The sequence below is a fragment of the Acidimicrobiia bacterium genome (assembly GCA_035651955.1).
In the GTDB taxonomy this organism is placed as follows: Bacteria; Actinomycetota; Acidimicrobiia; order IMCC26256; family JAMXLJ01; genus JAMXLJ01.
Map to the genome: position 1 here is coordinate 1 of DASRES010000031.1, position 24,369 is coordinate 24,369.

Sequence of the window (24,369 nt, forward strand, 5' to 3'; positions counted from 1 at the left end):
CGATGCTGACGATCGCGATCGGGACGTCGAGCAGCCGCGACGCGAGCCGCACGATCCGGTCGAAAGCGCCGTCGGGCGGCGTGTCGAGGATCCGGTAGCGCTGGACCGCCTCGTGGCGGGCGGCCTCGTCCACAGCCGTCATCGGCACCTCCTCTCCGGAGACGTCGGCGCCGTCAGTGTCATACCCGCGTGGGAGGGTGACGACATGAGCGAACCCACTTCCCCGCGGACGATCCGGATCTCGTGCGACGAGTGCGTCATGGAGGGCACCGCCGCGTGCGACGAGTGCGTGGTCACGTTCGTCGTCGGACGGCGGCGAGGCGACGCCCTCGTCATCGACGCCGACGAGCAACGCGCCGTGCGCGTGCTCGCGGGCGCAGGGCTCGTGCCCGGCATCCGCCACCGGCGCCGGGTCGGGTGAGCGCGACGCGTCGGGTCAGTCGACCTCGGCGCGGAGCGCGCCGACGGTGCACGACTCCTTCGTGCGGTGGGCGAACGGGTCGTAGCGGAAGATGCGCATCGCGTTCTCGTGCGTCATCTTCGCGACCTCGTCGTCCGGAATCCCTGCGAGCTGCTTCGTGAGCGACTCGGGGGAGTGCGGCCAGCTCGAGTCGGAGTGCGGGTAGTCGCACTCCCACGTGATGTTGTCGACACCGATCGCGTGACGGTTCTCGACGCCCGTCCGATCGCTGATGTAGCAGAACGTCAGGTGCTCGCGCGCGACCTGGCTGGGGAGCTTGTCGCCGAAGTCCTGGTGCGTCCAGAACCGGTGTTGCTGGTACACGTAGTCGATCCGCTCCAACCAGTAGGGGATCCACCCGGTCCCGCCCTCGGACAGCGCGAACTGCAGGTTCGGGAACTTGCGCAGCACCTGCGACCAGAGCAGGTCCGTCGCCGCCTGCATCGTGTTGAGCGGCGTGAGCGTGATCATGATGTCGATCGGCGCGCCCTCGGCGAGCTCGAGCATGGTCGAGCTCGACCCGATGTGCAGGCAGATGATCGTCCCCTCCTCCTCGCACGCGGCGAAGAACGGGTCCCAGTGGTCGCCGAAGATGTGGGGCCAGCCGAGCTTGTGCGGGTTCTCGGAGAACGTGACCGCGTGACAGCCCTTCTTCGCGACGCGGCGCACCTCGTCGGCCATGAGCTGCGGGTCCCAGATGGGTGGGATCGACAGCGGGATGAACCGGCCCGGGTACGAGCCGCACCACTCGTCGATGTGCCAGTCGTTGTACGCGCGCAGCAGGTTCAAGGCCATGTCGGGGTCCTTGGACTTGCTGAACAGCTGACCGCAGAACTGCACGAAGCTCGGGAAGCACATGGAGCCGAGGACGCCGTTGCGGTTCATGTCCTTGACGCGCTCGTGGATGTCGTAGCAACCCGCGCGCATCATCCCGTAGTTCGTCGGCTCGATGTCGTACTCCTCGGGCGGACGGCCCGCGACCGCGTTCAACCCGATGTTCGGGATCACGTTGCCCTCGTAGACCCACACGTCGATGTCGCGCTCGTCGTCGTGGACGTTCTTCGGCGCGAACTCCTGCCACTTCTCGGGCAGGTGGTTGCGGAACAGGTCGGGCGGCTCGACGACGTGGTCGTCGACGCTGACCAGGACGAGGTCTTCGGTGCGCATGCCGTTTCCCCCGGATCGCACGATGCTGACGTCGGCGTCAGGGTACTGCCGTCGCCGACCGGCGGTCGACCACGGTCGTTTGCCTCAACACCGCGTGCGGCCGGCCGATGAAGCGACAACGGCCGTCGCGTCGGGGTGCCAGACGTAACCCCGTCGACTCTTCCCCCCAGAGCGGCGCCCCGGCGCCGGCCGACAAGCCCGACGTCGCGCGACGACCGCCGGACGGCTGGCGCCATCCGGCGGTTCGCGTCGCGGGCGTGTACGCGGTCGAGTGTGCTACTGGCCGGCGCGGACGCCCGGCATCCCGTCCGGGTACTCGATCGGGTCGAGCATCGTGTGGCCGGGCACGTTCGCCGCGACCTTCCACTTGCCGAGCGGCAGCACGACCCGGCGGAACATCCCCTCGAGCATCATGGCGCTGGCGGTGTACCACGCGAAGAACGCGGAGAACGCGAGCACCCAACCCGCGGCGCGCGTCACGCCGAGCGTCCCGGTCATCAGGCCGATCGCGGCGAGCGTCGAGCCGGCCGCGAGCGTCAGCAGGACCGAGAACAAGCCGAGGTTCTCGAACGCTGCTGCGGCGGCCGCGACCCACGTGATCGACGCGAGGACGATGAACCAGAAGCCCAGCTCGGGGAACTTGTTCGCCGGTATCGCGAAGGCACCGGCCGCACCGAACGCGTACAGGATCCCGTATCCGATCCAGAACGATCCCCACGTCCCGTGCACGGCCGTCGCCAGGCCGTCGCGTGCCTTGTAGGACCACATCGCGGCGAGGAGCTGCGCGATGCCGCCGAACGTGAGCGCGAACGGGAACAGGAACAGCGGTGACGTCGTGCTCGTGCCGTACCAACCGGCCATGTTCGCCGCGACCATCAGCGTCGCGCCCATGAACCCGAACAGCCCGAGGATCGACGGCGCCGCGATCGGGGTGAGGACGACGCGCGTCCGGCTCTCCCAGGCGGCGTGCCCGTCGCGTCCCGCCCCGGGACGCTCCTGCGGTTCGGGCATCTCGTCTCGGGAGCGGTCGTCGCGGTAGCGCCGCCGCCGGAACGGTGGCGTACGTGTCACCGTGATCCCGTAGTCGTCGTCTCTGCGCATCATCGTCAGGCCCCCTTCTCGATCGAGCGTGATCACCTCCGGTGGGGCGAGGTCGGGCGTCGCCAGAGCGTCCGAGGGCCGCGTTGCCCGCCGTGGCATCGCGCAGCTACCCAGGGCTCGGTCACGCGCAAACGGGCTGGTCGCGCCGGCTCCACGGTGCACGCGCGGCGTCACTCGGTGTGACGCGCGCGGCGCGCTAGCGTCGCCGGGCCAAGCTCTCGAAAGGGGACCGGTGGACGCGAATCATTGGAACCTCGGGCTGCTGCTGCTGCGCGTCGTGGTGGGGATCGTGATGCTGGCGCACGGCTACAACCACGTGTTCCGGGGCGGGAAGATCGCGGGCACGGGCCGGTGGTTCGAGAGCCTCGGCATGCGGCCGGGATGGATGCACGCGTGGATGGCGAGCCTCGTCGAGCTCGGTGCGGGCGCGCTGCTCGTCGTCGGTCTCATCACGCCGGTCGCTGCCGCGGGCGTCGTCGGCGTGATGCTCGTCGCGTGGATCATCAACCACCTGCGCAACGGCTTCTTCATCTTCCGGCCGGGCGAGGGGTTCGAGTACGTGATGACGCTCTGCGTGTGCGGGCTCGCGATCGGCGCGCTCGGCGCGGGTCAGTGGTCCGTCGACCACGCGGCCGGTATCGAGCTCACCGGCTGGACGGGCTTCGTCGTGACGGCGGCCGCGGGCATCGGCGGCGCGCTCGCGCTGCTCGCGGTCTTCTGGCGTCCACCCAAGCGCGAGCCGGCGTCGGCGTGACGCGTTCAGCGCCGCGTCGTCACTGGCGCGGCGTCATGTCGAGATCGGGCGGCGGGTACTCCGGGATCTTCCAGCGGAGGAATGGCTTGTCGTAGAGCTCGTGATAGCCGTTCGCGCCGTCGACCATCTCGTGGAACGCGGACTCGAACCCGTCCCAGTCCTCGTTCTCGATGCTCTGCTTGACCTTCTCGACCTGCTCCTCGATGAACTTGTACATGTTGTCCGTGTACTTCGGACGGAGGAGCACGCCCATCTCCATGAGGTTCACGGCCTCCTTCAGCTGGAAGCGCGCGAGCGGCTTGTTGTGCGCCTTGCCCGCGTAATAGCACTTCCAGATCCGCACGCCGATCTCCGGCATCACGCGCGCCATGCCGGGCTGCACGGCGCCGAGCTCCTCGAGCGTGAGCTTGCTCTTGCCGGTGTCGATGACGTGATCGTGCTCGGGTACGTCGGCCATGTCGTCCTCCCGCGGTCGTCCTCCCGCGCCCTCCGGGACCCGCACAGATACCTGACTACGATGTCAGGTAGCGCACGGGGAGGCCAACCATGCAGGTCCGCGAAGCCGTCATCGTCGACACCGTTCGCAGCGCGATCGGGAAGCGCAAGGGCGCGCTCGCGGGCTGGCACCCGACCGACCTGCTCGGCTTCACGCTGAAGACGCTGCTCGAGCGCAACGACGTCGACCCCGCGACGATCGACGACGTCGTCGGCGGTTGCGTCACGCAGTCCGGTGAGCAGGGCACGAACGTCACGCGCAACGCGTGGATCGCGGCCGGGCTGCCGTGGCACGTGCCGGCGACGTCCGTCGACCGGCAGTGCGGCTCGTCGCAGCAGGCCGTCCACTTCGTCGCGCAGGGTGTCATGGCCGGCGCGTACGACCTCGCGATCGCGTGCGGTGTGGAGTCGATGACGCGCGCGCCGATGGCGTCGAACTCGAAGGGCGGGACGGGCCCGTTCAGCCCGTCGTTCCTCGCCGCGTGCGACAACAAGCTGCTCACGCAGTTCGAGGTGTCGCAGATCCTGGCGGAGAAGTGGGGGATCACCCGCGAGGAGATGGACGCGTGGTCGCTGCAGAGCCACCAGCGCGCCGCCGCGTCGACCGACAGCGGCCACTTCGCGAAGGAGATCCTCCCGATCCCCGTGAAGGACGAGCAGGGCGAGCTCACCGGCGACGTCCTGTCGTCCGACGAGGGGATCCGGCGTGACACCACGATGGAGAAGCTCGCCGCGCTGCCGAGCGCGGCGACGTGGGACCCGTCGATCGCGCCGGACATCACGGCGGGCAACGCGTCGCAGATGAACGACGGCGCGTCGGCAATGCTCATCGCCGACCGCGCGACCGCCGAGCGACTCGGCCTCCCGATCCGGGCGCGGTTCGTGCACTTCGCCGTGCTCGCGGACGACCCCGTGCTCGTCCTCTCGGCACCGAACCCGGTGACGCGCAAGCTGCTCGAGCGGAGCGGCATGAAGATCGAGGACTTCGACGCGATCGAGTGCAACGAGGCGTTCGCCGCGATCACGCTCATGTGGGCGCGCGAGTTCGCGCCCGATCCCGCGAAGCTCAACCCGCGCGGCGGCGCGATCGCGATCGGCCACCCGCTCGGCGCGAGTGGCATCCGTCTGATGACGACGTTGCTGAACCACCTGGAGTCGACCGGCGGCCGTTACGGCTTCCAGACGATGTGCGAGGGCGGCGGGCAGGCCAACGCCACGGTCATCGAACGCCTGTCGTGAGAGATGCGGCACTGACGTACGGAAGGCGTACGTGAGTGCCGCATCTTCGGGGGCCGGTACGCTCGCCGGCGTGCAGACATCTCGTGCCGCGACACATCGCTCGCTGACAGCGTTGCGACGGGCGCGGCGCCGGCGACGGGTCGCACAGATCGACTGGGTCGACGCGCTCTACAAGGCGTACATCACCGCGGCCGTCGTCGGTGCGGCGATCGCGGGGCTCGTCATCGCGGCCGGCGGCGCGCGCGTCGACGCACGCACGCTCCACTCCGTCCGCGCGCACGGCGAGGCCTGGGTCGGTCTCGCGGTCGCGGCTGCAGTGGCGCTGGGCCTGCGCAGCGGGAGCCGCGGCGGGCCACTCGCGCTGGAAGGCGCCGACGTGTCGCACGTGCTGCTGGCGCCCGTCGACCGCGGCACCGTGCTGCGCGGCGAGGCGTGGCGGCAGCTTCGCGGTGTGATGCTCGTCGGCCCCGCCGCCGGCGGCATCGCAGGTGCGCTCGCCGCGCCCCGGTTGACGGGCGCGCTCGCCGTCTGGGTGATCGTCGGGATCGTGTTCGGCGCGCTCGTCGCGGGCGCGGTGTGGGGCTCGGCGTTGCTCGCGTCGGGTTGTCGCGTGACGGCCGCAGTCGCGACCGGTGCCGGGATCGCGCTCGTCGCGTGGACGGCCGTGGACGTCGTGGTGGGCACGACGACGTCGCCAGCCAGCCTGCTCGGGTCGTTCGCGCTGTGGCCGATGCGGTTCGACGCGGTCGCCGTCGTCGGGATCGCCGTGGCGCTCGCCGTTCCGGTCACGGGGATGCTCGTCATCGGCGGGCTGTCGATCGAGTCGGCCGAGCGGCGCGCGAGCCTCGTCGGCCAGCTGCGGTTCGCGGCGACCGTGCAGGACGTCCGCACGGTGATCGTCCTGCACCGGCAGCTCGCGCAGGAGCAGCCGCGCCGGCGCCCGTGGCTGCGTGTGCGGGCGCGCACCGAACCTGGTCACGCGTGCTGGCGGCGCGGGTGGCAGGGCGCGCTGCGCTGGCCCGCCGGCCGCGTCGCTCGCTTCTTCGTCCTCGGTGCCGTCGCGGGCGCGGCGGGCGCGGGCGCGGCAGCCGGTACGGCGCCGTCGATCGTCGTCGCCGGGGGTGCGCTGTTCCTCGCGGGCCTGGACGCGACCGAGGCGCTCGCGCAGGAGAGCGACCATCCCGACCTCGGCGCGCGCGTCCCCGTCACGCGCGGCACGCTGCTGGTGCGCCATCTCGCGGTTGCCATCTGCCTCCTCGTGCTCGGGACGGTGGTCGGCGCAGCCGTCGCGTTCGCGCTCGTCCGTTCGCTCGACGCGCTCGCGGTCGCGCTCCTCATGGTCGTTCCCGCGGCGGCCGCGGCCGCCTGCGGTGCCGCAGTCGCGGTCGTGCTCGGCGCGCGAGCACCCGGCGCCCTCGACATCTCGTTCCCCGAGTTCGCGAGCATCGGGCTCGTGCTCCGTACGGCCACACCCCCGGCGATCGCGATCGCAGGCATCGCACCCGTCCTCGCCGCGCGCCAGGCGATGCAACACGGTGGCAGCACGGTCGGGGCGGCGGCAGGCGCCGCGGTCGGCGCACTGGTGCTCGCGGCGGGCGCGGGCGCGTTCGCGTCGATCTGGGCGACGAGGCGGGCGTGAGCGAGGTCCCCGAGGTTCCGGCGATCGGCGCGTACGGCGTCGCGAAGCACTACGGCGACGTCGTCGCGCTGCACGACCTCGATCTCGTCGTCGGCGCCGGCGAGCTGGTCGCGCTCGTCGGGCACAACGGCTCCGGCAAGTCGACGTTCCTCCGGCTCGCGAGCGGGCTGCTCGACCCCACCGAGGGCGACCTCGACGTGTGCGGCGAGCCGGCCGGTTCGCTCGCGGCGCGCGCCGCGGTGTCGTTCGTGCCGGACCAACCCGTCCTCTACGACGACCTCAGCGTCGCCGAGCACCTCGAGTACGTCGCGCGGCTGCACGGGCTCACGGGCGCGCCCGCGCACGCGGACGCGCTGCTCGAACGGCTCGGGATCGCGGAGCGTGCCGACGAGCTCCCGTCACGCTTCAGCCGCGGGCTGCGGCAACGCACCTCGCTCGCGATCGGCCTCGTCCGGCCGTTCGAGGTGCTGCTCGTCGACGAGCCGTTCGTCGGCCTGGACCCGGAAGGTCAGGACACGTGCGTCGAGCTGCTCGTGAACGCGGCGGCGGCCGGAGCGGCCGTGCTCGTCGCGACACACCAGTTCTCGTTCCTCGACCGTGTCGAGCGCGTCGTCGTGCTGCGCGACGGCGTCCTCGTGCACGACGGCACCGCGACGCGCGAGGAGACCTTGGAGTATCTGGGGTAGGTCACCGACGGTTCAGACGTCCGCGGCGACGTCGGCCATCGCGGCGAGCTGCTCGAGATAGTGCACGACGGAGTGGTGCACGAAGCGGCAGTTCAGGATCGTCGCGCCCACGTCGCGCATGCGGGCGACGCGCTCGCGCACGACGTCGGGCTCGGCGAGCGGGTCGAGCGGCCGCTCGTTCTGGAGCACCACCTCGATCGGGGCCTCGCGCGCCGACCATGCCTCGGTGTCGCGCGTCCGAGCCAGCATCGTGGCGAGCACGTCGGTCCCGAGCCCGAACGGGGCCCAGCCGTCGCCGAGCTCGACGGCACGACGCAACGACCGTGCTGTCCGCCCGCCGACCCACAGCGGGACGGGCTGCACCGCGCACGGGTCGACGACGAACCCGTCGTAGTCGTAGTACGCACCGTGGTACTCCGGCTCGCTCTCGCGCAGCGACATCCGCAGCGCGCGCATTGCGTCGTCGGCACGGGCGCCGCGGTCGTCGAAGGGCGCGCCGAGCAGCGCGAACTCCTCAGCGAGCGACCCGACGCCGACACCGAGGATCAGCCGGCCCGCGCAGACGCGCTCGAGCGTGCCGTAGCGCTTGGCGATCGCGAGCGGGTGGTGGTACCCGAGCACCAGCACGTGCGTCGCGAGGTGGATCGTCGACGTCTTCGCGGCGAGGTACCCGAACGTCGCGAGCGGATCCCAGTAGCGCGCGCCGCGCACCTCGGCGACGTCGCGGGGGATCGCGACGTGCTCGCTGCACGTGACGTGGTGGTACCCGAGTCGCTCCGCCTCGACCACGACGCGCTCGACCTCGGCGATCCCGGCCGTCTCCTCCCAGCGCGCGTGCGCGCGCGGCAGCATCGTGAGGACGGGCGTGACGATCCCGAGGCGCAACCGCTCGAACCGCTGCTCGCTACTTGCGGGTCATCAACGCACGGTCGGCGATGATGTTCTTCTGCACCTCGGTCGCGCCCGCGCCGATCGACGTGTAGCGCTGGAAGCTGTAGAGCCGGGTCCATGTGCCGCCGTCGACGGCGTCCGGGCCGCCCCGCGCGAGGAGACCGCTCGGCCCGAGCAGGTCGACGGCGAGCTCCGCGAGGTACTGCGCGAGGTGACTCCACTGCAGCTTCGCGAGCGGGACCTCGGGCCAGTTCTTCTGACCCTTCAGGATCTTCGACAGCGCGCGGTAGTTCAGCAGCTTCGTGAACTCGATCTGCGTGTAGGCACGCGCGATGCGCTCGCGGATCTCCGGATCGCGCAGCGCGTCCGGGTTGACCGACCGCGCCGCGGAGATCATCGCCCGGAGATCGGCGGCCATGCTGATGGCGAGGCCTGCGGTGCCGACGCGCTCACGTCCGAGCGTCCCCATCGCGACCTGCCAGCCCTGGTTCTCCTCGCCCAGCCGGCAGTCGGCGCTGATGCGCGCGTCGGTGAAGAACACCTCGTTGAACATCTCGTCACCGACGATGTCGCGGATCGGGCGGCACTCGACGCCGGGTGTCTCCATGTCGACGATGAACGCGGTGATGCCCTCGTGCTTGCGCTTCTCCTCGATCGCCTTGGGGTCCGTGCGCAGCAGGAACAGCCCCCACTTGGCGAGGTGCGCGGTGGAGATCCAGATCTTCTGACCGTTGACGACGTACTCGTCACCGTCGCGCACGGCGGTGGTCCGCAGGTTCGCGAGGTCGGAGCCCGCCTGGGGCTCGCTGAACCCCTGGCACCAGTGTTCGCTCGCGTCGAGGATGCCCGGCAGCCAGCGCTGCTTCTGCTCCTCGGTGCCCCAGGCGATGATCATCGGGCCGATCTGCCAGATGCCGTTCGTGTTGTAGATGCCGGGCGCGCGCACGCGCGCCATCTCCTCCGAGTAGATGACGTTCTGGACGGGCGTCGCCTCGCGCCCGCCCCACTCCTTCGGCCAGTTGATCGCCGCCCAGCGACCCTCGTTCAGCGTTCGCTGCCACGCGCGCCGACGCTCCTGCGTGCGCTCGATGCCCGCGGTGAGCCCGCCCCCCGGATCGTCGTTGCCGCCCCAGTCGGCGAGGAACTTCGGGAGGTGCTCGTCGAGCCACTCCCGCAGCTCGTCCCGGAACGCGAGATCCTCGGATGCGTAGCTGAAATCCATACCGCCTCACTCGCTCCTTCTGGAAGCGAAACCGTCCATTTTCGGCAGCTCACGCTTCACAGAACGTCGGGGAGAAACCTGACACGCACGTTAGTGTTCGCGCGTCGCGCGGGGCTAACGTCCGTGTCAGGTTTCTCCGGCCCACCTTCAGGCGAGCGAGCGCAGTCGAGTGAGCATGTGGAGCGAACGGAGCGGATGAAGTGAGCGCAGCGAGCGGAAGTAGTGGAGTGGGAGCGGAGCAATAGACATGGACTTCCAATTCTCCGCTGATCAGGACGCGCTCCGGGATTCCGTGCGGTCGTTCCTCGCCGCCGAGTCGCCGAGCAGCTACGTGCGCGCGATGGCCGACGACGACCGCGGCTTCACCGACGACTGGTGGTCGCAGATCGCGCAGCTGGGGTGGCCGGGCCTCCTCGTGCCCGAGGAGCACGGCGGTCTCGGCCTCGGGCTCGTCGACATGGTCGTCGTGTTGGAGGAGATGGGTCGCCTGCCGCTGCCCGGCCCGTTCTTCTCGTCGTGCGTGTTCGCCACGCTCGCGGCGGGGCGGCTCGGCGCGCCGGACCTCCTCGCGCAGCTCGCGTCGGGCGAGCTGCGCGGCACGGTCGCGCTCGAGGAGACCGGTCACGGCGACCCCGTCGATCGCGTCCGCACGCGCGCGCGTCGCAAGGGCGCGGACTGGGTGCTGACGGGCCTGAAGCCGCTCGTGCTCGACGGCCACACCGCTGACTGGGCCATCGTCGTCGCGCGCACCGAGGCGGGTCTCGGTTCGTTCCTGCTGGACGGCCTGTCCGATGCGCAGCCCGTCCCCACGCTCGACCCGACGCGCAAGGCCGCGCGCCTCGAGCTGCACGAGCGTCGCGCGGTGCCCATCGGACCGATGGGTGACCACACCGAGATCTGGCACCGTGTCGTCGACGACGCCGCGGTCGCGCTCGCCGCCGAGCTCGTCGGCTCGTGCGAGCAGTCGCTCGAGGAGGCGGTCCAGTACGCGAAGGACCGCGTGCAGTTCGACCGGCCGCTCGCGTCGTTCCAGGCGATCCGGCACAAGGCTGTCGACATGCTGCACGAGCTCGAGCTCGCACGGGTCGGGACGCACTATGCCGCGTGGACGTCCGACGTTGACGATCCGGCGCGCGAGCACGCGGCCGCGATGTGCAAGGGCTTCGCGGGCGAGGCCGCCGTGATGATCACCGGCGAGGACATCCAGATCCACGGCGGAGTCGGGTTCACGTGGGACTGCGACGCCCACTTCTTCTACAAGCGCGCGAAGCAGAACGACGTGATGCTCGGCTACCAGGGGCACCAGCGGCAGCGGCTCGCGGACCTGGTCCTCGGCTCGGCGTAACCCGGCGTGGCCGACAAGCGCGCGTCGTTGCGCGACGCGGTCGCCGAGCACGTCCGGGCGGGCGACGCGCTGCACCCCGTCGTCGGGCACACGCGGTGGACCGCCGCGACCTACGAGGTCGTCCGGCAGTGGTGGGGACGCGACGCCGGGTTCACGCTCGTCATGCTCAGCCTGTCGAGCCTCGGGACGCTGCTGTTCCGGGGCGGGCTGGTGCGGCGCGTCGTCACGGGCTACTCGGGGGACTCGTTCCCCAACTTCACGCCGAACCGGATCTTCGGGGACGCGTACCGCAGCGGCGAGGTCGAGGTCGAGCACTGGTCGTTCCTCGCGTTCGCGCAACGGCTCGAGGCGGCGGCGCGTGGCCTGCCCGCGATCGCGACACGCTCGATCGTCGGGTCGTCGATGGAGGAGAACGACGGCTATGCGCGCGTCGCCACGCCGTTCGGCGAGGTCGGTGTGCTCGCACCGTTGCAGCCCGATGTCGCGCTGGTGCACGCGCCGCTGGCAGACCGTGAGGGCAACGTCGTCGTGAACCCGCCGCTGCTCGAGGGGATCTGGGGCGCGCTCGCGGCGAAGCGCGGCGTCATCGTGACCGCCGAGCGTGTCGTCGAGTCCGTCCGCGAGTGGTCCCCGCTCGTCGCGATCCCCGCACATCGTGTGCTCGCGGTGTGCGAGGTGCCGATGGGCGCGCACCCCGGCGGCCTGTTCGCCCGCGGTCTGCCCGTCGACGGCTACGGCGAGGACTACGACTTCTGGGTCGACGCGCGCGCGGCGTCACGGGGCGACGACTTCGATGCCTGGATCCGCGAGTGGGTGCTCGACGTGCCGACGCACGACGCGTACGTCGCACGGCTCGGGACCGATCGTGTGCGCGCCCTCCGACGCAAGGCAGAACCCGACTCGTGGCGCGACGACGAGGCGTGCTTCGCTCCCGATCTCGACGCGCCGCCGAACCGGTGGGAGCTCGCCGCGGTGCACGGCGCGCGCCAGCTCGCGACGCGGGTGCTCGCGCTCGACGCCGACGCGGTCCTCGCGGGTGCCGGCGTCGCCAACCTGTCCGCGTGGCTCGGCGTCGAGCAGGCGCGGGCCGCGGGTTCGCACGTCGAGCTCACCGCCGAGATCGGCCTGTGGGGGTACGTGCCGACGCCAGCCGACCCGTTCGTGCTCAACCACCGCAACTTCCCGTCGGCGACGATGCTCAACGACGCGACGATGGTCCTCGGCGCGCTCGTGGGCGGCGCGGGGACGACGACCGTCGCGTGTCTCGGCGGCGCGCAGGTCGACCGGTTCGGCAACATCAACTCGACGGTGATCCCGGGCGGCGCCTTCCTGGTGGGGTCGGGAGGCGGCAACGACGTCGCGAGCGTCGCCGCGGAGTCGGTCGTCGTCGCGACGCTGACGCCGCAGCGCACGCCGCCCGAGTGCGGCTACGTGACGTCGCCGGGGCGCACCGTGCGCGCGCTCGCGACCGATCTCGCGCTCCTCGAGAAGCTCGACGACGGCGGCGACGGTGTCGACGGTGCCGAGCTCGTCCTCACGGCGGTCGCCGCGGGAGAGGGGACCGTCGACGAGCGCGTCCAGGCCGCGAAGGCGCAGTGCGGCTGGGACCTCCAGGTCGCGCCCGAGGTACGCGAGCTCCCGCCCGTCACGGCCGAAGAGGTCGCGCGACTGCGCTCATGGGACCCACGCGGCTGGTTCCTTCGGGCTCGTTGACACGAGCCCGAAGGTTGCTCGCTGGTCGCGCTCGTACAGCTCGCCGCTCCTGCGGGCTCCTCCGGTCGCCGCCGCTGCTAAACGCGGCGTGATGCGCCGAACAGGTTGCCCTGCGCGAGTGCGACGCCGAGCTCTGCGAGCGCGGCGGCCTCGTGCTCGGTCTCGACGCCCTCGGCGACGAGCCGGCACCCGGTGTACGTGCCGAAGTACCCGAGGCCGGCGACCAGCGCCTGACGGGCCGCGTCGGCGTCGATGTCCCGCACCCAGGTCGCGTCGAGCTTCACGAACGCCGGCCGCAGGTGCAGCACGTGACGCAGGCTCGCGTAGCCCGAGCCGACGTCGTCGACGGCCATGCGGACCTCTCGCCCGAGCGCGCGCACCGACGCGCGGAGCCGGGCATAGTCGTCGACGGGCTCGCGCTCGGTGATCTCGACGACGAGCGGGCGCTCCACGCGTCCGAGCAACGACACGACGGCGTCGCCGTCCCCGCACAGCAACGTCGGCGAGACGTTCACCGACAGCCACGTGTCCGCCGGGAGCCGGGCGCTGCGCTCCACGGCGAGCTGCAGCGTCCCGAGCTCGAGCTCGGTTCCGAGGCCGAGCCGTCGCGCCCGCTCGAACTGCGCGTCGGCGTCGCCGCCGTCGACGAAGCGGGTCAGCGCCTCGAACCCGACGACCGTCCGGTCGGCCAGCTCGACGACCGGCTGGAACACCGCCTGGAAGGCCCGCTCGGCGATGACGGCCTCCAGCTCGCGGCGCGCATGCCTCTCGGCGCGCGCGGCGAGTGCTGGACCGAGGATCGTCCCCGCCACCGCTGCGAGCTGCGTGCCGATCGCGAGCCTCGTCAGGTGACCGCGGCGGGTCGCGTCGCGAGCGGTCCCGAGCACCAGGACGCCGACGACGTCGCCGTGCGCGCGGATCGGTGCGAAGACGGCGGGCGCGCCGGACTCGTCGGGATCGATCGACGCGGGCGGCGGTCCCGCCCACGCGCTCGAGTCGGTGCGATCGAGCACCTGCCGCGACTCCCGTCGGCCGAGCACGTGGTCGGGAGCGAGCGGCGCGCCCGCGCGGTCGACGCCCGCGAGCAGACCGAGGCGATCGTCGGGGAGCACCTGGAGCACGGCGACCGCGCCGGTGTCGGGCAGGCGGCGGACGGTGCGGCACACGAACGCGGCCACGGTCGCCGCGTCGTCACCGGGACGTGCGCGCGTCAGCGCGTCGACGACCAGCGCGTGTGCCGTCCGGTTGCGCTCTACGTGCGAGAGCCACGCCGAGTGTTGCCGGAGGCGCGCGCGCAGACGGTCGATGACGGCGCGCGGATCGAGCGGACGAACGACGATGTCGTCGGCGGCGCGCGTGGAGATCGTCGGCGCGTCGAGGTCGGTCAGCAGCACGATGGGCACCGCCCCGCCGTCGTCCGCGGCGCGCACGGCCGTGACGGGATCGTCGGCTGCTTCGTCGTGGAGATCGCGCGCGATGACGACCGCGTCGGGATCGCGCAACTGGATCGACGCGAGGCACTCCGCGAGCGTCGCCGCCTCGAGCGTGTGCATTCCTTCGGCCTCGAGGACCTCCACGAGGACTCGGCGCTCGCCGTCGTCACGATCCGCGACGAGGACCGTCGGCCCGTCCTCGGCGGCCACACACACGGCGTCGTCGGCGTCGCGGCGATCGCGCAGCCGCGTCGGGCGCCGCGGCCCGCCGCGGGTCGAGTGCTCCATGTGCAATGGCTCCCTCGGGCCTGACCCCTCCCCGCGCGTCGCGCACGGCCCGGCTCCGTCGCCGCCGGCGCGAAGGTGATGCTCGTCCGGCGACCGACCCGGGTTGTGTTGTCGGCCGTCGGGGCCCGCGGCTGTAGCGCGCGCCCGGCCCTCAGACGATGGGAGGCCGGAGACGACGGAAGAAGGCGCCCAGCGCGACCAGCGCGACGAAGCCGGCGAGGATCTCGAGCTCGGCCCGGTTGACCCCGGAGCCGGTCGCCGCCCTGTCACCCGTACGGCGGACCGCCGCCGCGCGGACCTCGACGGACGGACGTGTCGCCGGCGCGGCGCCCGCGGTCGGGGGCGTGGGCTGCGGGCCCGCCGATGCCGGTGCGGCGGCCGCAGGAACGCCCGCGGTCGACGGCGGCGACGTCGTCGAGGCCGTGGACGTGGTGCTCACCGAAGCCGTGCTCGGGCCGCTGGCGCCGGCGGGCGCGCGACCCCGGGCGGGCGGCACGACCGTCGCCGGAGCCGGCGGCGGCGTGGCCGTCGACGGTGGGGAACCCGCTCGCGCGGTGGGCGGTGGTGTCGGGTCCGCGGGCGCGGGGGACGTCGCGGGCGGCCCGGGATCGTGGCCGCGATGCCCGGGCCCGGGGCCGGGATGCGCGGGACCGGGGCCCCAGGGTCCGCCCCACGGCGGCCAACCGGGCCCGCCCGGGCCGGGCCGTGCGGTCCACGGAGGCTGCCATGCGGCCTGCGTCGCGGCCGACGAGGCCGGTGCGGTCGCGAGGCCGACCGCCAGGCCCATCGCCGCTCCCAAACACGCCAAGACGCAACCGTGACGCGCTGCGTGAGCACCCGGACGCACGGCCGGTCGCGTACCCGCGCCCCGTGGCAGTGCAAACGCGCGACGTCGTCAGCGCCGAAGGATCGCGACGCACGCGTTGGCGCCCCGCCCGACGGTGTGCGCGAGCCCGACCCGCGCGCCCTGGACCTGGCGCGGTCCGGCGTCCCCGCGCAGCTGACGGACGAGCTCGACGACCTGGCCAAGGGCCGACGCGCCCAGGGGCTCGCCCTTGGACAGGAGCCCCCCGCTCACGTTGACGGGGAGCCGTCCGCCGCGCTCGGTCGCGCCCGTCTCGACGAGCTCGGCCGACCCGCCCGGCTCGCACAGCCCGAGCTCCTCGTACGAGAGGAGCTCGCGGGCGGCGTCGGTGTCCTGGCACTCCACCACGTCGAGATCCGCGGGACCGACGCCGGACTCCTCGTACGCGGCGCGCGCGGCCAGCGTCGTCGGCGGCGTGACGTCGTCGGACGCGAGGCCGCTCATCGGCGTCGCCTCGCCGAGCACGCTCCCGGGGATGTGCGAGCGCAACGCCGCCGCTGCGAGCTCGACGCCGTCACCGTCCCGCGCGCGCCGTAGCACGACCGCGGCCGCGCCCTCGTTCGGCGAGCAGAGCATCCAGAGGTGCAGCGGCTCGCACACGACGCGCGACGCGAGAACGTCCTCGAGCGCGACCTCCTTGCGGAACATCGCGTCCGGGTTGTCGACGCCGTTCGCTCGGTTCTTCACGACGACGCGCGCGAGGTGCTCCTTGGTGACGCCCGACTCGCGCATCAGGCGCTGCGCGCGGAGCGCGAAGTACGCCGGCGTGGCGGCGAGGCCCGCTTCCTCGCGCCACGGCTCGAAGAACGACGAGCGGATGATGCCCTTCGGCATCTTCTCGAGGCCGAACACGAGCACCGTGTCGTACTGGCCGGCACGGATCGCACCGGCGGCGAGCATCATCGCGGCGCCGCCGCTCGCACAGCCGGCCTCGACGTCGACGATCGGCATGCCGGTCATCCCCAGCGCGTCGAGCACCTTGTGACCGGCGGCGACACCCGCGTAGACGGCTCCGCAGAATGCGGCCTGGAAACCGCCGCGCTCGACACCGGCGTCGCGCAGCGCGTCGCTGACGGCGCGCACGCCCATCTCCGTCAGCGAGGCGTCGGGAAAGCGGCCGAACGGATGGATGCCGATGCCCGCGACCGCGACGCGCACCCGGTTCGTGTCGGTCATGACGGCGCGAACTCGTACGTCACGACGGTGTCACCGTCCTCGGTCTCGTGGAGCGGCGCGAGGCGCATCGCCATCGGCAACCCGAACGTGAACCCGTCGACCGGGTGACTCAGTCGCGTGATCACACGCAGGCCCTCGGGCAGCTCGACGACTCCGAACCCGAACGGCACGTCGCCGAGGTACCCGGGCGGCGGCGCGTTCACCGCGGTCCAGCCCCACAACGTGCCGCGGCCGTCGAGCACGACCTCCTCGATCGCATCGTCCGAGCACTGCGAGCACGTGGACGCGCGCGGGAACTGGAACGCGCCGCAACCGGTGCAGCGGCCGGCCAGGAGCCGGGGTGGGTCGTCGAGCGTGAACAGCCCGTCCCGTACGGGGACCGTCATGTCAGATGACCCCGTCGCGCTCGAGCGCGTCGAGCGCGCGGTCGTCGAGGTCGAGCGTCGCGCCGAGCACCTCGCGCGTGTGCTCACCGAGTCGGGGAGCGCCGGCCGGGACGCGCACGGGCTCGCCGACGAAGCGCGGGAACGGCGCCTGCTGGCGGACGGGACCCGCGACCGGGTCGTCGACCGTGACCAGGTCGCCGCGCTCGGCGAAGTGCGGGTCGAGGAACATGTCCGCCGCGGTGTACGCCGTCGCGACCGGGACGTCACACGCGACGCACGCGGTCTCGATCTCCTCGGCGCTGTGCATGCTCGTCCACGCGCTGACGATGCCGTTGATCTGGTCGCCGTTCGCGGCGCGGTCGGCCAACCGCGTGAAGCGGGGGTCGTCGAGCAGGTCGGGACGGTCCATCGCCTTGCACAGCCGGCTGAAGTTCGCGTCGCTGCCGGCGACGATGCAGACGTACTTGCCGTCGCCGGTCGGGTAGTTGTCGAGCGGCGCCGAGTTCGCGAGCCGGTTCCCCTCGCGCGTCCGCACGACCCCGAGCTTGTCGTACGCCGCGAGCGTCCACTCGAGGATGCGCAACGCGGAGCCGTAGAGCGCGGCGTCGATGACCGCGCCGGTGCCCTTGCGGCGCGCGTCGCGCGCGTACAGCGCCGCGACGGCTGCGTTCGCCGCGAAGACACCGGTCAGGTAGTCCGTGATGGTCACACCGACGCGCACGGGCGGCCGGTCCGGATAGCCCGTGAGGTGCAGGAGCCCGCCGTAGCCGATGCCGACGCGGTCGAGACCCGGGCGCGACGCGTACGGCCCGTCCTGCCCGAAGCTGCTGATGCGCACCGTGACGAGCCGCGGGTCGAGGTGACCGGGTGCGATGTGCCACTTCTCGAGCGTGCCGGGCCGGAAGTTCTCGACCATCACGTCCGCCGTCGCCGCGAGCCGGCGGAACAGGTGCTGGCCCTGCGGGCGGCGCAGGTCGATCGTGACGCTCTTGCGGCCGCGCCCCTCGACGGCCCAGAACAGCGAGTACTCGGGCTCGCCCGCGTCGCTACCGTCGACGAACGGGCCAATCGTGCGCATGAAGTCGCCCGTCCCCGGCTGCTCGATCTTGACGACGTCCGCGCCCATCTCACCGAGCAGGCCCGCGCAGAACGGCGCCGCGATGCGCGTCCCGAGGTCGAGCACGAGCAGCCCCTCGAGCGGCCCCGCCATCAGCGCGCTCCCGAAGCGTCCATGCGTCGCTGAACGTCGTACAGCAACGACGAGCGACGCATGAACGTGAGGGTGGTCACCGGTCGCCCCGTTGCTCGGCCTTCACGGCGTCCATGCCGCCCTGCTTGCGCGCGGTCATCGCGTTCAGGGCGGTCGCGGTGTTGCTCACGAACTGGTGGACCATGAAGTGGTACCGCCACGACTCGCGTTGACCCTGGAGGTCGAGCATCCGGTTGATCGAGTCCTTGACGGCCTGCGCGGTCACGGGCGGGACGAGCGCGACCTTGTCGGCCATCTCCCGGGCCGCCGCCGCGAGCTCGGCGCGCGGCACCACCTTGTTGACGAGCCCGTAGCGCTCGGCGTCGTGCGCGTCGATCGTCTCCGCGCACAGCAGGAACTCCTTGGCCTTGCGGGGACCCAGCTCCCACGGCTCGACGAGGAGCTCGACGCCGGCACCCGTCATGCGCAGGACCGGGTTCGAGAAGCGCGCGTCGTCGGCCGCGACGATGAGATCGCACATGCACGCGAGCATGAGGCCCGCCGCGGAGCACGCGCCCTGGACCGCGGCGATCGTCGGCTTGCGGAAGTCGCGGATCTTCACGCACCGGTCGAAGTACATGACCTGCTCGTGGCGGAGCTTGCCCTCCGCGGTGTCGCGCATCGCGGACCACGGGTCGCTGCCGGCGAGGATCTGCTTGAGGTCGTGACCGGCCGAGAAGTGCTTTCCCTCCGCGGCGAGCACGACGACGCGCACGTCGTCGTCGGCGTCCGCGCGGTCGAACGCGGCGTCGAGCTCGTCGAGCATCTGCGTGTTCTGCGCGTTCGCGACGTCCGGACGGTCGAGCGTGATCGTGCAGACCGCCCCGTCGACGTCGTACCGAATGGTGTCGAACTGCATGCGCCGCGCCGTTCCCTGCACGAGCTGACGGAATCGTCAGCAATGTACCGCCGACATGCGCGCTACCGCGGGAGGCCCAGCACGCGTTCGCCGATGACGTTGCGCTGGATCTCGTTCGTGCCCGCCCAGATCGACGACGCCTGGTAGTACAGCCACGAGCGTTGCCACGCGCCGCCACCCGGGTTGGCGTCCGCACCGCGCCACAACGGGGCCGACGGGCCGAGCACGGTCATCACCGTGTCGTGGAGCCGCTTGCTCATCTCACTCCACCAGAGCTTGTTGAGGCTCCCCTGCGGGCCGGGATCCAGTCCCTTCGACAGGCGCGAGATCGACCGCCAGTTGTGCAGCTGGAACAGGCGCACCTCGACGAACGCCTGCGCGAGCCGCGGTGCGAGGCGCGGGTCGTCGAACGCGCCGGAGTCGTCCGCGAGCCGCAGCAGCTCGTCGAGCAGCTGGGCGTGGATGACGAGCTGGCGCGGGTTGCTGCCGCGCTCGTGCGACAGCGTCGAGTTCGCGACCCGCCACCCTTGGTGCTCGGGACCGACGAGACGCTCCCGGGGCACGAACACGTCGTCGAAGAACACCTCGTTGAACTCGGACTCGTCGGTGATCTGGCGGAGCGGCCGCACGTCGACGCCGGGGGAGCGCATGTCGACGACGAGGTACGAGATGCCCTGCTGCTTCGGCGCGTCCGGGTCGGTGCGAGCCAGGCAGACGCCCCAGTCCGCGAACTGCGCGTAGCTCGTCCACACCTTCTGACCCGACAGCACCCAGCCGCCCTCCACGGGTGTCGCGCGTGTCCGCAACGACGCGAGGTCGCTGCCCGCACCGGGCTCGCTGAAGAGCTGACACCACAGCTCGTCGGCCGACAGGATCCTCGGCAGCCAGCGCGCCTTCTGCTCCGGCGTGCCGTGCGCGAGCAACGTCGGCCCGACGAGGTTGATGCCGATGCGACCGACGAGCTCCGGCGCGCGTGCGCGCGCGAGCTCCTCGGTCACGAGGTAGTGCTCGACGGGTCCGAGCCCGCGTCCGCCGAACTCCTCGGGCCACGCGACGCCGACCCACCGTCCGGACGCGAGCTTCGCCTGCCACTCGCGTCCGAACGCGACTTCTTCGCGCAGGTCGTCGAAGCGGGGCGGGAGCCCCTTGCCGTACTCCCACGGCAGGTTCTCGCGCAGCCACGCGCGCACCTCGTCGCGCAGCGCCGCCTCGCCGGCCGTCGGCGTGAGGTCCACCGGCGGCCGGGATCAGCGCTCGTCGATCGGGACGTACTCCTGCTCGACCTCGCCCACGTAGATCTGGCGGGGCCGGCCGATCTTCGTGCGCGGGTCCTCCATCATCTCCTTCCAGTGCGCGATCCAGCCGGGGAGCCGGCCGATCGCGAACAGGACCGGGAACATCTGTGTGGGGAAGCCCATCGCCCGGTAGATGAGGCCCGAGTAGAAGTCGACGTTCGGGTACAGCTTCCGCTCGACGAAGTACTCGTCGTTGAGCGCGACGTCCTCGAGCTGCAGGGCTAGGTCGAGCAGGTCGTCCATGCGGTTGAGCTCGGCGATGACGTCGTGCGCGACGTTCTTGATGATCCGCGCGCGCGGGTCGTAGTTCTTGTAGACGCGGTGACCGAACCCCGACAGCCGGAAGTGGTTGTCGGGGTCCTTCGCCATCTTCACGTACTTCTGGATGTCGCCGCCGTCGGCGCGGATCTTCTCCAGCATCTCGACGACGGCCTGGTTCGCGCCGCCGTGCAGCGGACCCCACAGCGCGTTGATGCCTGCGGCGATCGACGCGTAGAGGTTCGCCTCGCTGGAGCCCGCCAGACGCACGGTCGAGGTCGAGCAGTTCTGCTCGTGGTCCGCGTGCAGGATGAGCAGCAGCTTCAGCGCGTGCACGACGTTCTGCGAGACCTCGTACGGCTCGGACGGCACCGCGAACATCATCGTGAGGAAGTTCTCGATGAGGTCGAGCTTGTTGTTCGGGTACAGGAACGGCTGTCCGATCGACTTCTTGTACGAGTACGCCGCGATGGTCGGGAGCTTCGCCATCAGACGCGTGATCTGCAGCTGCACGCCCGCAGGGTCGTGAGGGTCCTCCGTGTCCTGGTAGAAGGTCGACAGCGCGCTGACGACGGACGACAGGATGCCCATCGGGTGCGCGTCCTTCGGGAAGCCGTCGAAGAACCGCTTGGCGTCCTCGTGCAGCAGCGTGTGCTTGCGGATCCCGTACCGGAACGTGTCGAGCTCCTCGCGCGTCGGCAGCTTCCCGTAGATCAGGAGGTAGGACGTCTCGAGGAACGACCCGTGCTCGGCCATCTCCTCGATCGGGATGCCCCGGTAGCGGAGGATGCCGGCGTCGCCGTCGATGTAGGTGATGGCGGACTCGCACGACGCCGTGTTGACGAATCCGTAGTCGAGGGTGACGAGACCGGTCTGCGCGCGCAGCTTGGAGATGTCGACACCGAGCTCGTCCTCGGTGCCCCGCACGACCGGGAGCTCGATCTCGTTGTCGCCGTGGCGGAGTACGGCGGGGGGTTCAGTCATGGTTCAGCTCCTCATTCGTATACCGGTCGAATCTACCCACGTTCGGTGGCATCCGGACGCCGGTCGCCTGACGCCGGTGTCAGGAGTCGTGACAGACTCCCGGGCTCGCGAGCGCAGCGAGCACGCGGAGCGAGCGGAGCGGATGGAGTGAGCGCAGCGAACGGAAGCAGCGGAGCGGAAGCGAAGCCGTAGGCATGGACTTCGAGTTGTCGGAGGATCAGCTCGCGCTGCGTGACGGGGCGCGGGAGCTGCTCGACGGGCTCGCGCCGACGTCGCGCGTGCGCGGCGTCGTCGAGGCGGGCGGCGGCTACGACGCCGAGCTGTGGGCGGCGATGGTCGAGCAGGGCTGGACGGCGCTCGAGCTGCCCGAGTCGTCGGGTGGGCTCGGGCTCGGGACCGTCGAGACGGCCGTCCTCCTCGAGGAGGTCGGCCGCCACGTCGCTCCCGCGCCGTTCCTCTCGACGGTGCTGGCGCTCGGCGCGTTGCACCGCGCCGGCCACGACGAGCGCGTCGGCGATCTCCTCGCGACCGGGTCGATCGCGTGCATCGCGTGGAGTGCGGCGCGCGACGCCGTCCGTGCGGCACGCGATGGTGACGCGTGGGTGCTGAGCGGGCGTCCGGATCCCACGTTGTACGCGCCGTCGGCGTCTCTGGCGGTCGTGTTCGCGCTCGACGGTGACGACGTGCCCGGACTGTTCGCCGTCGATCTCGACGCCGTCGACCGTCCCGCACGGGAGCCGGCGATCGACCAGACGCGCGAGCTCGGATGGCTCACCTTCGACCGGACGCCGGCGGTACGCCTCGGTGGCGCCGACGCCGTCGACACGCTCCTCGACCGCGGCGCGGCCGGCCTCTCCGCCGAGATGCTCGGCAGCGCGTCACGCGCGCTCGACATGGCGGTCGAGTACGCGAAGGACCGCGTGCAGTTCGGGCGGCCGATCGGCAGCTTCCAGGCCGTCAAGCACCGCTGCGCCGACATGCTCGTCGACGTCGAGGGCATGCGCTCAACCGCGTACTGGGCCGCGTGGTGCATCGGCGCGGACGACCCGGACGCGTCCGTGAGCGCGTCGACCGCGAAGGTGTGGTGCTCCGACGCGGGGAAGCGCGTGATGGCGTCCGCGCTGCAGGTGCACGGCGGCGTCGGGTTCACCTGGGAGCACGACCTGCACCTGTTCCTCAAGCGCACGCAGCTCGACCAGCTGACCTTCGGCGACGCCGCGTTCCATCGCCGGCGGCTCGCGGCCATGCTCCGGCCGAGGGTCGAGGCCGGCGAGAGCGTCATCTGATCGCACCCACCCTCGTGCGTTGGGTCGTTTTGTCGGCATAGCGACGACAAACGACCCAACGCAGCGTTACTGCTGGCGGGCGCGGTCCCGCAGCGCGGCGCGGTCGACCTTGCCCGCGGCGAGGACGGGGAGCTCGTCGACGCGCACCACGCGCTCGGGCGTCTTGAACCGCGCGACACCCCGCGTCTCGAACCACGCGCGCGCGTCGTCCACCGTGAGGTCGCGGTCGCTCACGACGAACGCGCACACGCGCTCGCCCAGCCGGTCGTCCGGGTAGCCGACCGCGACGGCCTGACGCACCGCCGGGTGGGACTCGAGGACCCCTTCGACCTCGGCGGCCGCGATGTTCTCGCCGCCGCGGATGATGATGTCCTTCATCCGGCCGACGATCGTGAGCCATCCGTCGCGGTCGACGGTCGCCAGGTCGCCCGTACGGAACCAGCCCCGCGTGACGGCGTCGCGCGTCTGCTTGGCGTCCGCGTAGCCGACGAACAGCTCCGGGCCGCGCAACCACAGCTCGCCGGTGTCACCGTGCTTGACCGCGCGTCCCGTCGCGGGATCGGTGACGCGCAGCTCGGCCCCACCGGTCGAGCGGCCGTCCGTCTCACGCGCACGGTCGTCGGGATCGTTCGCGGTGCTCGTCGTGACGGTGGGCGCCTCGGTCGACCCGTACGTGCGCTTCACGCGCGCGCCCAACCGCTCGGCCGCGTCGGCGACGAACGCCGGCGTCACACCCGCGCCACCGCTCGAGACGAGGCGCAGCGACTCCACGGCCGCTTCGCTGAACCGGTCCGCGCTCAACAGCCCGACGAAGAACGTCGGCGGACCGATCATGAACGTGATCCGCTCGCCAGCGATGGCGTCGACGCCGGCGTCGGGTGACCAACGGTCCATGAGCACGGTCTTCATCGGCACGAGGCCCGGGATCAGCACCGCGTTCAACAGTCCGGAGACGTGCGCGAGCGGCGCGGGCATCAGGATCGAGTCCTGCATCGTCAGGGCGTGGCAGCGCGCCATGACACGGCCCTTGTACGCGAGGCCGCGCTGGCTGTGCAGCACGGCCTTTGGGCCACCGGTCGAGCCGGACGTGAACAGGACGACCGCCAGATCGCTCGGCCGCGCCGCGGACCCGCGGAACGGCGCGCTGCTCGCGAGCGTCGCGAACGTGGACGCGGGCCCGCGCACGTCTTCGCGCGAGAGGGCCAGTCGCGGTTCGACCTGCGCGAGCATCCGGTCGACGTCCGACGGTCCGGCGAGATGGTGCACGGGCGCCGCGAGCGCACCGATGCGCCAGCACGCGCGGTACAGCACGATCGCCTCGTACCAGTTCGGGGCCTGCCACGCGACGACGTCGCCGCGCCGCACGCCCGCTTCCCGCAGCCCGCCCGCGACGCGCGCGATGAGGTCGTCGAGCTGCTCCGCGTTCAGCCGGACACCGGCGGACGGGTCGACGACGACGTCGTCGCGCGCGAGCCGTGCCGCGCGCGTGAGGAGCTCGTCGAGCGACGGGATGTCCCATGGTCCGGACGGCTTGCGGTACTCGGCCGCCCGGGGATGCTCGTAGGTCGCGCGCACCGG

22 protein-coding genes are annotated in these 24,369 nt (G+C 71.7%); 8 read left to right on the plus strand and 14 right to left on the minus strand.

What is annotated here, in order from left to right; translation table 11 throughout:
- Window positions 1-205 precede the first annotated feature (205 nt).
- Window positions 206-421: a hypothetical protein gene (locus VFC33_07185; GenBank protein HZR13019.1), complete on the plus strand. Its 216-nt coding sequence runs from the start codon at window positions 206-208 to the stop codon at window positions 419-421.
- 15 nt (window positions 422-436) lie between these two features.
- Here VFC33_07185 and VFC33_07190 read toward each other — a convergent pair whose 3' ends face one another.
- Complete coding sequence (locus VFC33_07190) at window positions 437-1,627, minus strand: amidohydrolase family protein (protein ID HZR13020.1); 1,191 nt, start codon at window positions 1,625-1,627, stop codon at window positions 437-439.
- A gap of 276 nt (window positions 1,628-1,903) precedes the next feature.
- Complete coding sequence (locus VFC33_07195; protein ID HZR13021.1) at window positions 1,904-2,731, minus strand: GPR1/FUN34/YaaH family transporter; 828 nt, start codon at window positions 2,729-2,731, stop codon at window positions 1,904-1,906.
- A gap of 229 nt (window positions 2,732-2,960) precedes the next feature.
- On the opposite strand from VFC33_07195, the gene VFC33_07200 reads away from it, so the two are divergent.
- Window positions 2,961-3,482 carry a DoxX family protein gene (locus tag VFC33_07200; protein HZR13022.1) on the plus strand — a complete coding sequence of 174 codons (522 nt, stop codon included), beginning with the start codon at window positions 2,961-2,963 and terminating at the stop codon, window positions 3,480-3,482.
- Window positions 3,483-3,501: 19 nt separating this feature from the next.
- Here the strand turns inward: VFC33_07200 and VFC33_07205 are convergent, their stop codons facing one another.
- Window positions 3,502-3,939: a hypothetical protein gene (locus VFC33_07205; protein ID HZR13023.1), complete on the minus strand. Its 438-nt coding sequence runs from the start codon at window positions 3,937-3,939 to the stop codon at window positions 3,502-3,504.
- A gap of 89 nt (window positions 3,940-4,028) precedes the next feature.
- On the opposite strand from VFC33_07205, the gene VFC33_07210 reads away from it, so the two are divergent.
- The 3 genes from VFC33_07210 to VFC33_07220 all read left to right on the plus strand — a co-directional run bounded on the left by VFC33_07210 (window position 4,029) and on the right by VFC33_07220 (window position 7,541).
- Window positions 4,029-5,216, plus strand: a complete 1,188-nt coding sequence (locus VFC33_07210) for a thiolase family protein (protein HZR13024.1) — start codon at window positions 4,029-4,031, stop codon at window positions 5,214-5,216.
- A gap of 70 nt (window positions 5,217-5,286) precedes the next feature.
- Window positions 5,287-6,855 (plus strand): hypothetical protein, encoded by a 1,569-nt coding sequence (locus tag VFC33_07215; GenBank protein HZR13025.1) that lies wholly within the window; start codon window positions 5,287-5,289, stop codon window positions 6,853-6,855.
- Window positions 6,852-7,541, plus strand: coding sequence for an ABC transporter ATP-binding protein (locus VFC33_07220; protein ID HZR13026.1), 690 nt, complete (start codon window positions 6,852-6,854; stop codon window positions 7,539-7,541). Before VFC33_07215 ends, VFC33_07220 begins: the two co-directional genes overlap by 4 nt.
- Window positions 7,542-7,553: 12 nt before the next feature.
- On the opposite strand, the gene VFC33_07225 is transcribed toward VFC33_07220, so the two are convergent.
- Window positions 7,554-8,393, minus strand: a complete 840-nt coding sequence (locus VFC33_07225) for a TIGR03619 family F420-dependent LLM class oxidoreductase (GenBank protein ID HZR13027.1) — start codon at window positions 8,391-8,393, stop codon at window positions 7,554-7,556.
- Window positions 8,394-8,445: 52 nt separating this feature from the next.
- Complete coding sequence (locus VFC33_07230; GenBank protein HZR13028.1) at window positions 8,446-9,654, minus strand: acyl-CoA dehydrogenase family protein; 1,209 nt, start codon at window positions 9,652-9,654, stop codon at window positions 8,446-8,448.
- 247 nt (window positions 9,655-9,901) lie between these two features.
- On the opposite strand from VFC33_07230, the gene VFC33_07235 reads away from it, so the two are divergent.
- Window positions 9,902-10,999 carry an acyl-CoA dehydrogenase family protein gene (locus VFC33_07235; GenBank protein ID HZR13029.1) on the plus strand — a complete coding sequence of 366 codons (1,098 nt, stop codon included), beginning with the start codon at window positions 9,902-9,904 and terminating at the stop codon, window positions 10,997-10,999.
- 6 nt (window positions 11,000-11,005) lie between these two features.
- A complete protein-coding gene (locus VFC33_07240) occupies window positions 11,006-12,712 on the plus strand; it encodes a CoA-transferase (protein HZR13030.1) in 1,707 nt (568 codons plus the stop codon).
- A 77-nt stretch (window positions 12,713-12,789) separates the two neighbouring features.
- On the opposite strand, the gene VFC33_07245 is transcribed toward VFC33_07240, so the two are convergent.
- The 8 genes from VFC33_07245 to VFC33_07280 all read right to left on the minus strand — a co-directional run bounded on the left by VFC33_07245 (window position 12,790) and on the right by VFC33_07280 (window position 21,505).
- Window positions 12,790-14,433, minus strand: coding sequence for an EAL domain-containing protein (locus VFC33_07245; GenBank protein ID HZR13031.1), 1,644 nt, complete (start codon window positions 14,431-14,433; stop codon window positions 12,790-12,792).
- 151 nt (window positions 14,434-14,584) lie between these two features.
- Window positions 14,585-14,872: a hypothetical protein gene (locus tag VFC33_07250; protein ID HZR13032.1), complete on the minus strand. Its 288-nt coding sequence runs from the start codon at window positions 14,870-14,872 to the stop codon at window positions 14,585-14,587.
- 456 nt (window positions 14,873-15,328) lie between these two features.
- Complete coding sequence (locus VFC33_07255; GenBank protein HZR13033.1) at window positions 15,329-16,474, minus strand: thiolase family protein; 1,146 nt, start codon at window positions 16,472-16,474, stop codon at window positions 15,329-15,331.
- The gene (locus VFC33_07260; GenBank protein ID HZR13034.1) at window positions 16,471-16,860 is read right to left on the minus strand and encodes an OB-fold domain-containing protein; all 390 of its coding nucleotides are present in this window, start codon (window positions 16,858-16,860) and stop codon (window positions 16,471-16,473) included. The genes VFC33_07255 and VFC33_07260 overlap by 4 nt, the downstream gene beginning before the upstream one ends.
- A gap of 1 nt (window position 16,861) precedes the next feature.
- A complete protein-coding gene (locus VFC33_07265; protein HZR13035.1) occupies window positions 16,862-18,070 on the minus strand; it encodes a CaiB/BaiF CoA-transferase family protein in 1,209 nt (402 codons plus the stop codon).
- A gap of 76 nt (window positions 18,071-18,146) precedes the next feature.
- Window positions 18,147-18,968: an enoyl-CoA hydratase gene (locus VFC33_07270; GenBank protein HZR13036.1), complete on the minus strand. Its 822-nt coding sequence runs from the start codon at window positions 18,966-18,968 to the stop codon at window positions 18,147-18,149.
- Between the two features lie 62 nt (window positions 18,969-19,030).
- Complete coding sequence (locus tag VFC33_07275; GenBank protein ID HZR13037.1) at window positions 19,031-20,203, minus strand: acyl-CoA dehydrogenase family protein; 1,173 nt, start codon at window positions 20,201-20,203, stop codon at window positions 19,031-19,033.
- Window positions 20,204-20,215: 12 nt separating this feature from the next.
- Window positions 20,216-21,505 carry a citrate synthase gene (locus VFC33_07280; GenBank protein HZR13038.1) on the minus strand — a complete coding sequence of 430 codons (1,290 nt, stop codon included), beginning with the start codon at window positions 21,503-21,505 and terminating at the stop codon, window positions 20,216-20,218.
- A 194-nt stretch (window positions 21,506-21,699) separates the two neighbouring features.
- On the opposite strand from VFC33_07280, the gene VFC33_07285 reads away from it, so the two are divergent.
- Window positions 21,700-22,791, plus strand: coding sequence for an acyl-CoA dehydrogenase family protein (locus tag VFC33_07285; GenBank protein HZR13039.1), 1,092 nt, complete (start codon window positions 21,700-21,702; stop codon window positions 22,789-22,791).
- Window positions 22,792-22,857: 66 nt separating this feature from the next.
- Here VFC33_07285 and VFC33_07290 read toward each other — a convergent pair whose 3' ends face one another.
- A complete protein-coding gene (locus VFC33_07290) occupies window positions 22,858-24,366 on the minus strand; it encodes an AMP-binding protein (GenBank protein HZR13040.1) in 1,509 nt (502 codons plus the stop codon).
- Window positions 24,367-24,369 lie beyond the last annotated feature (3 nt).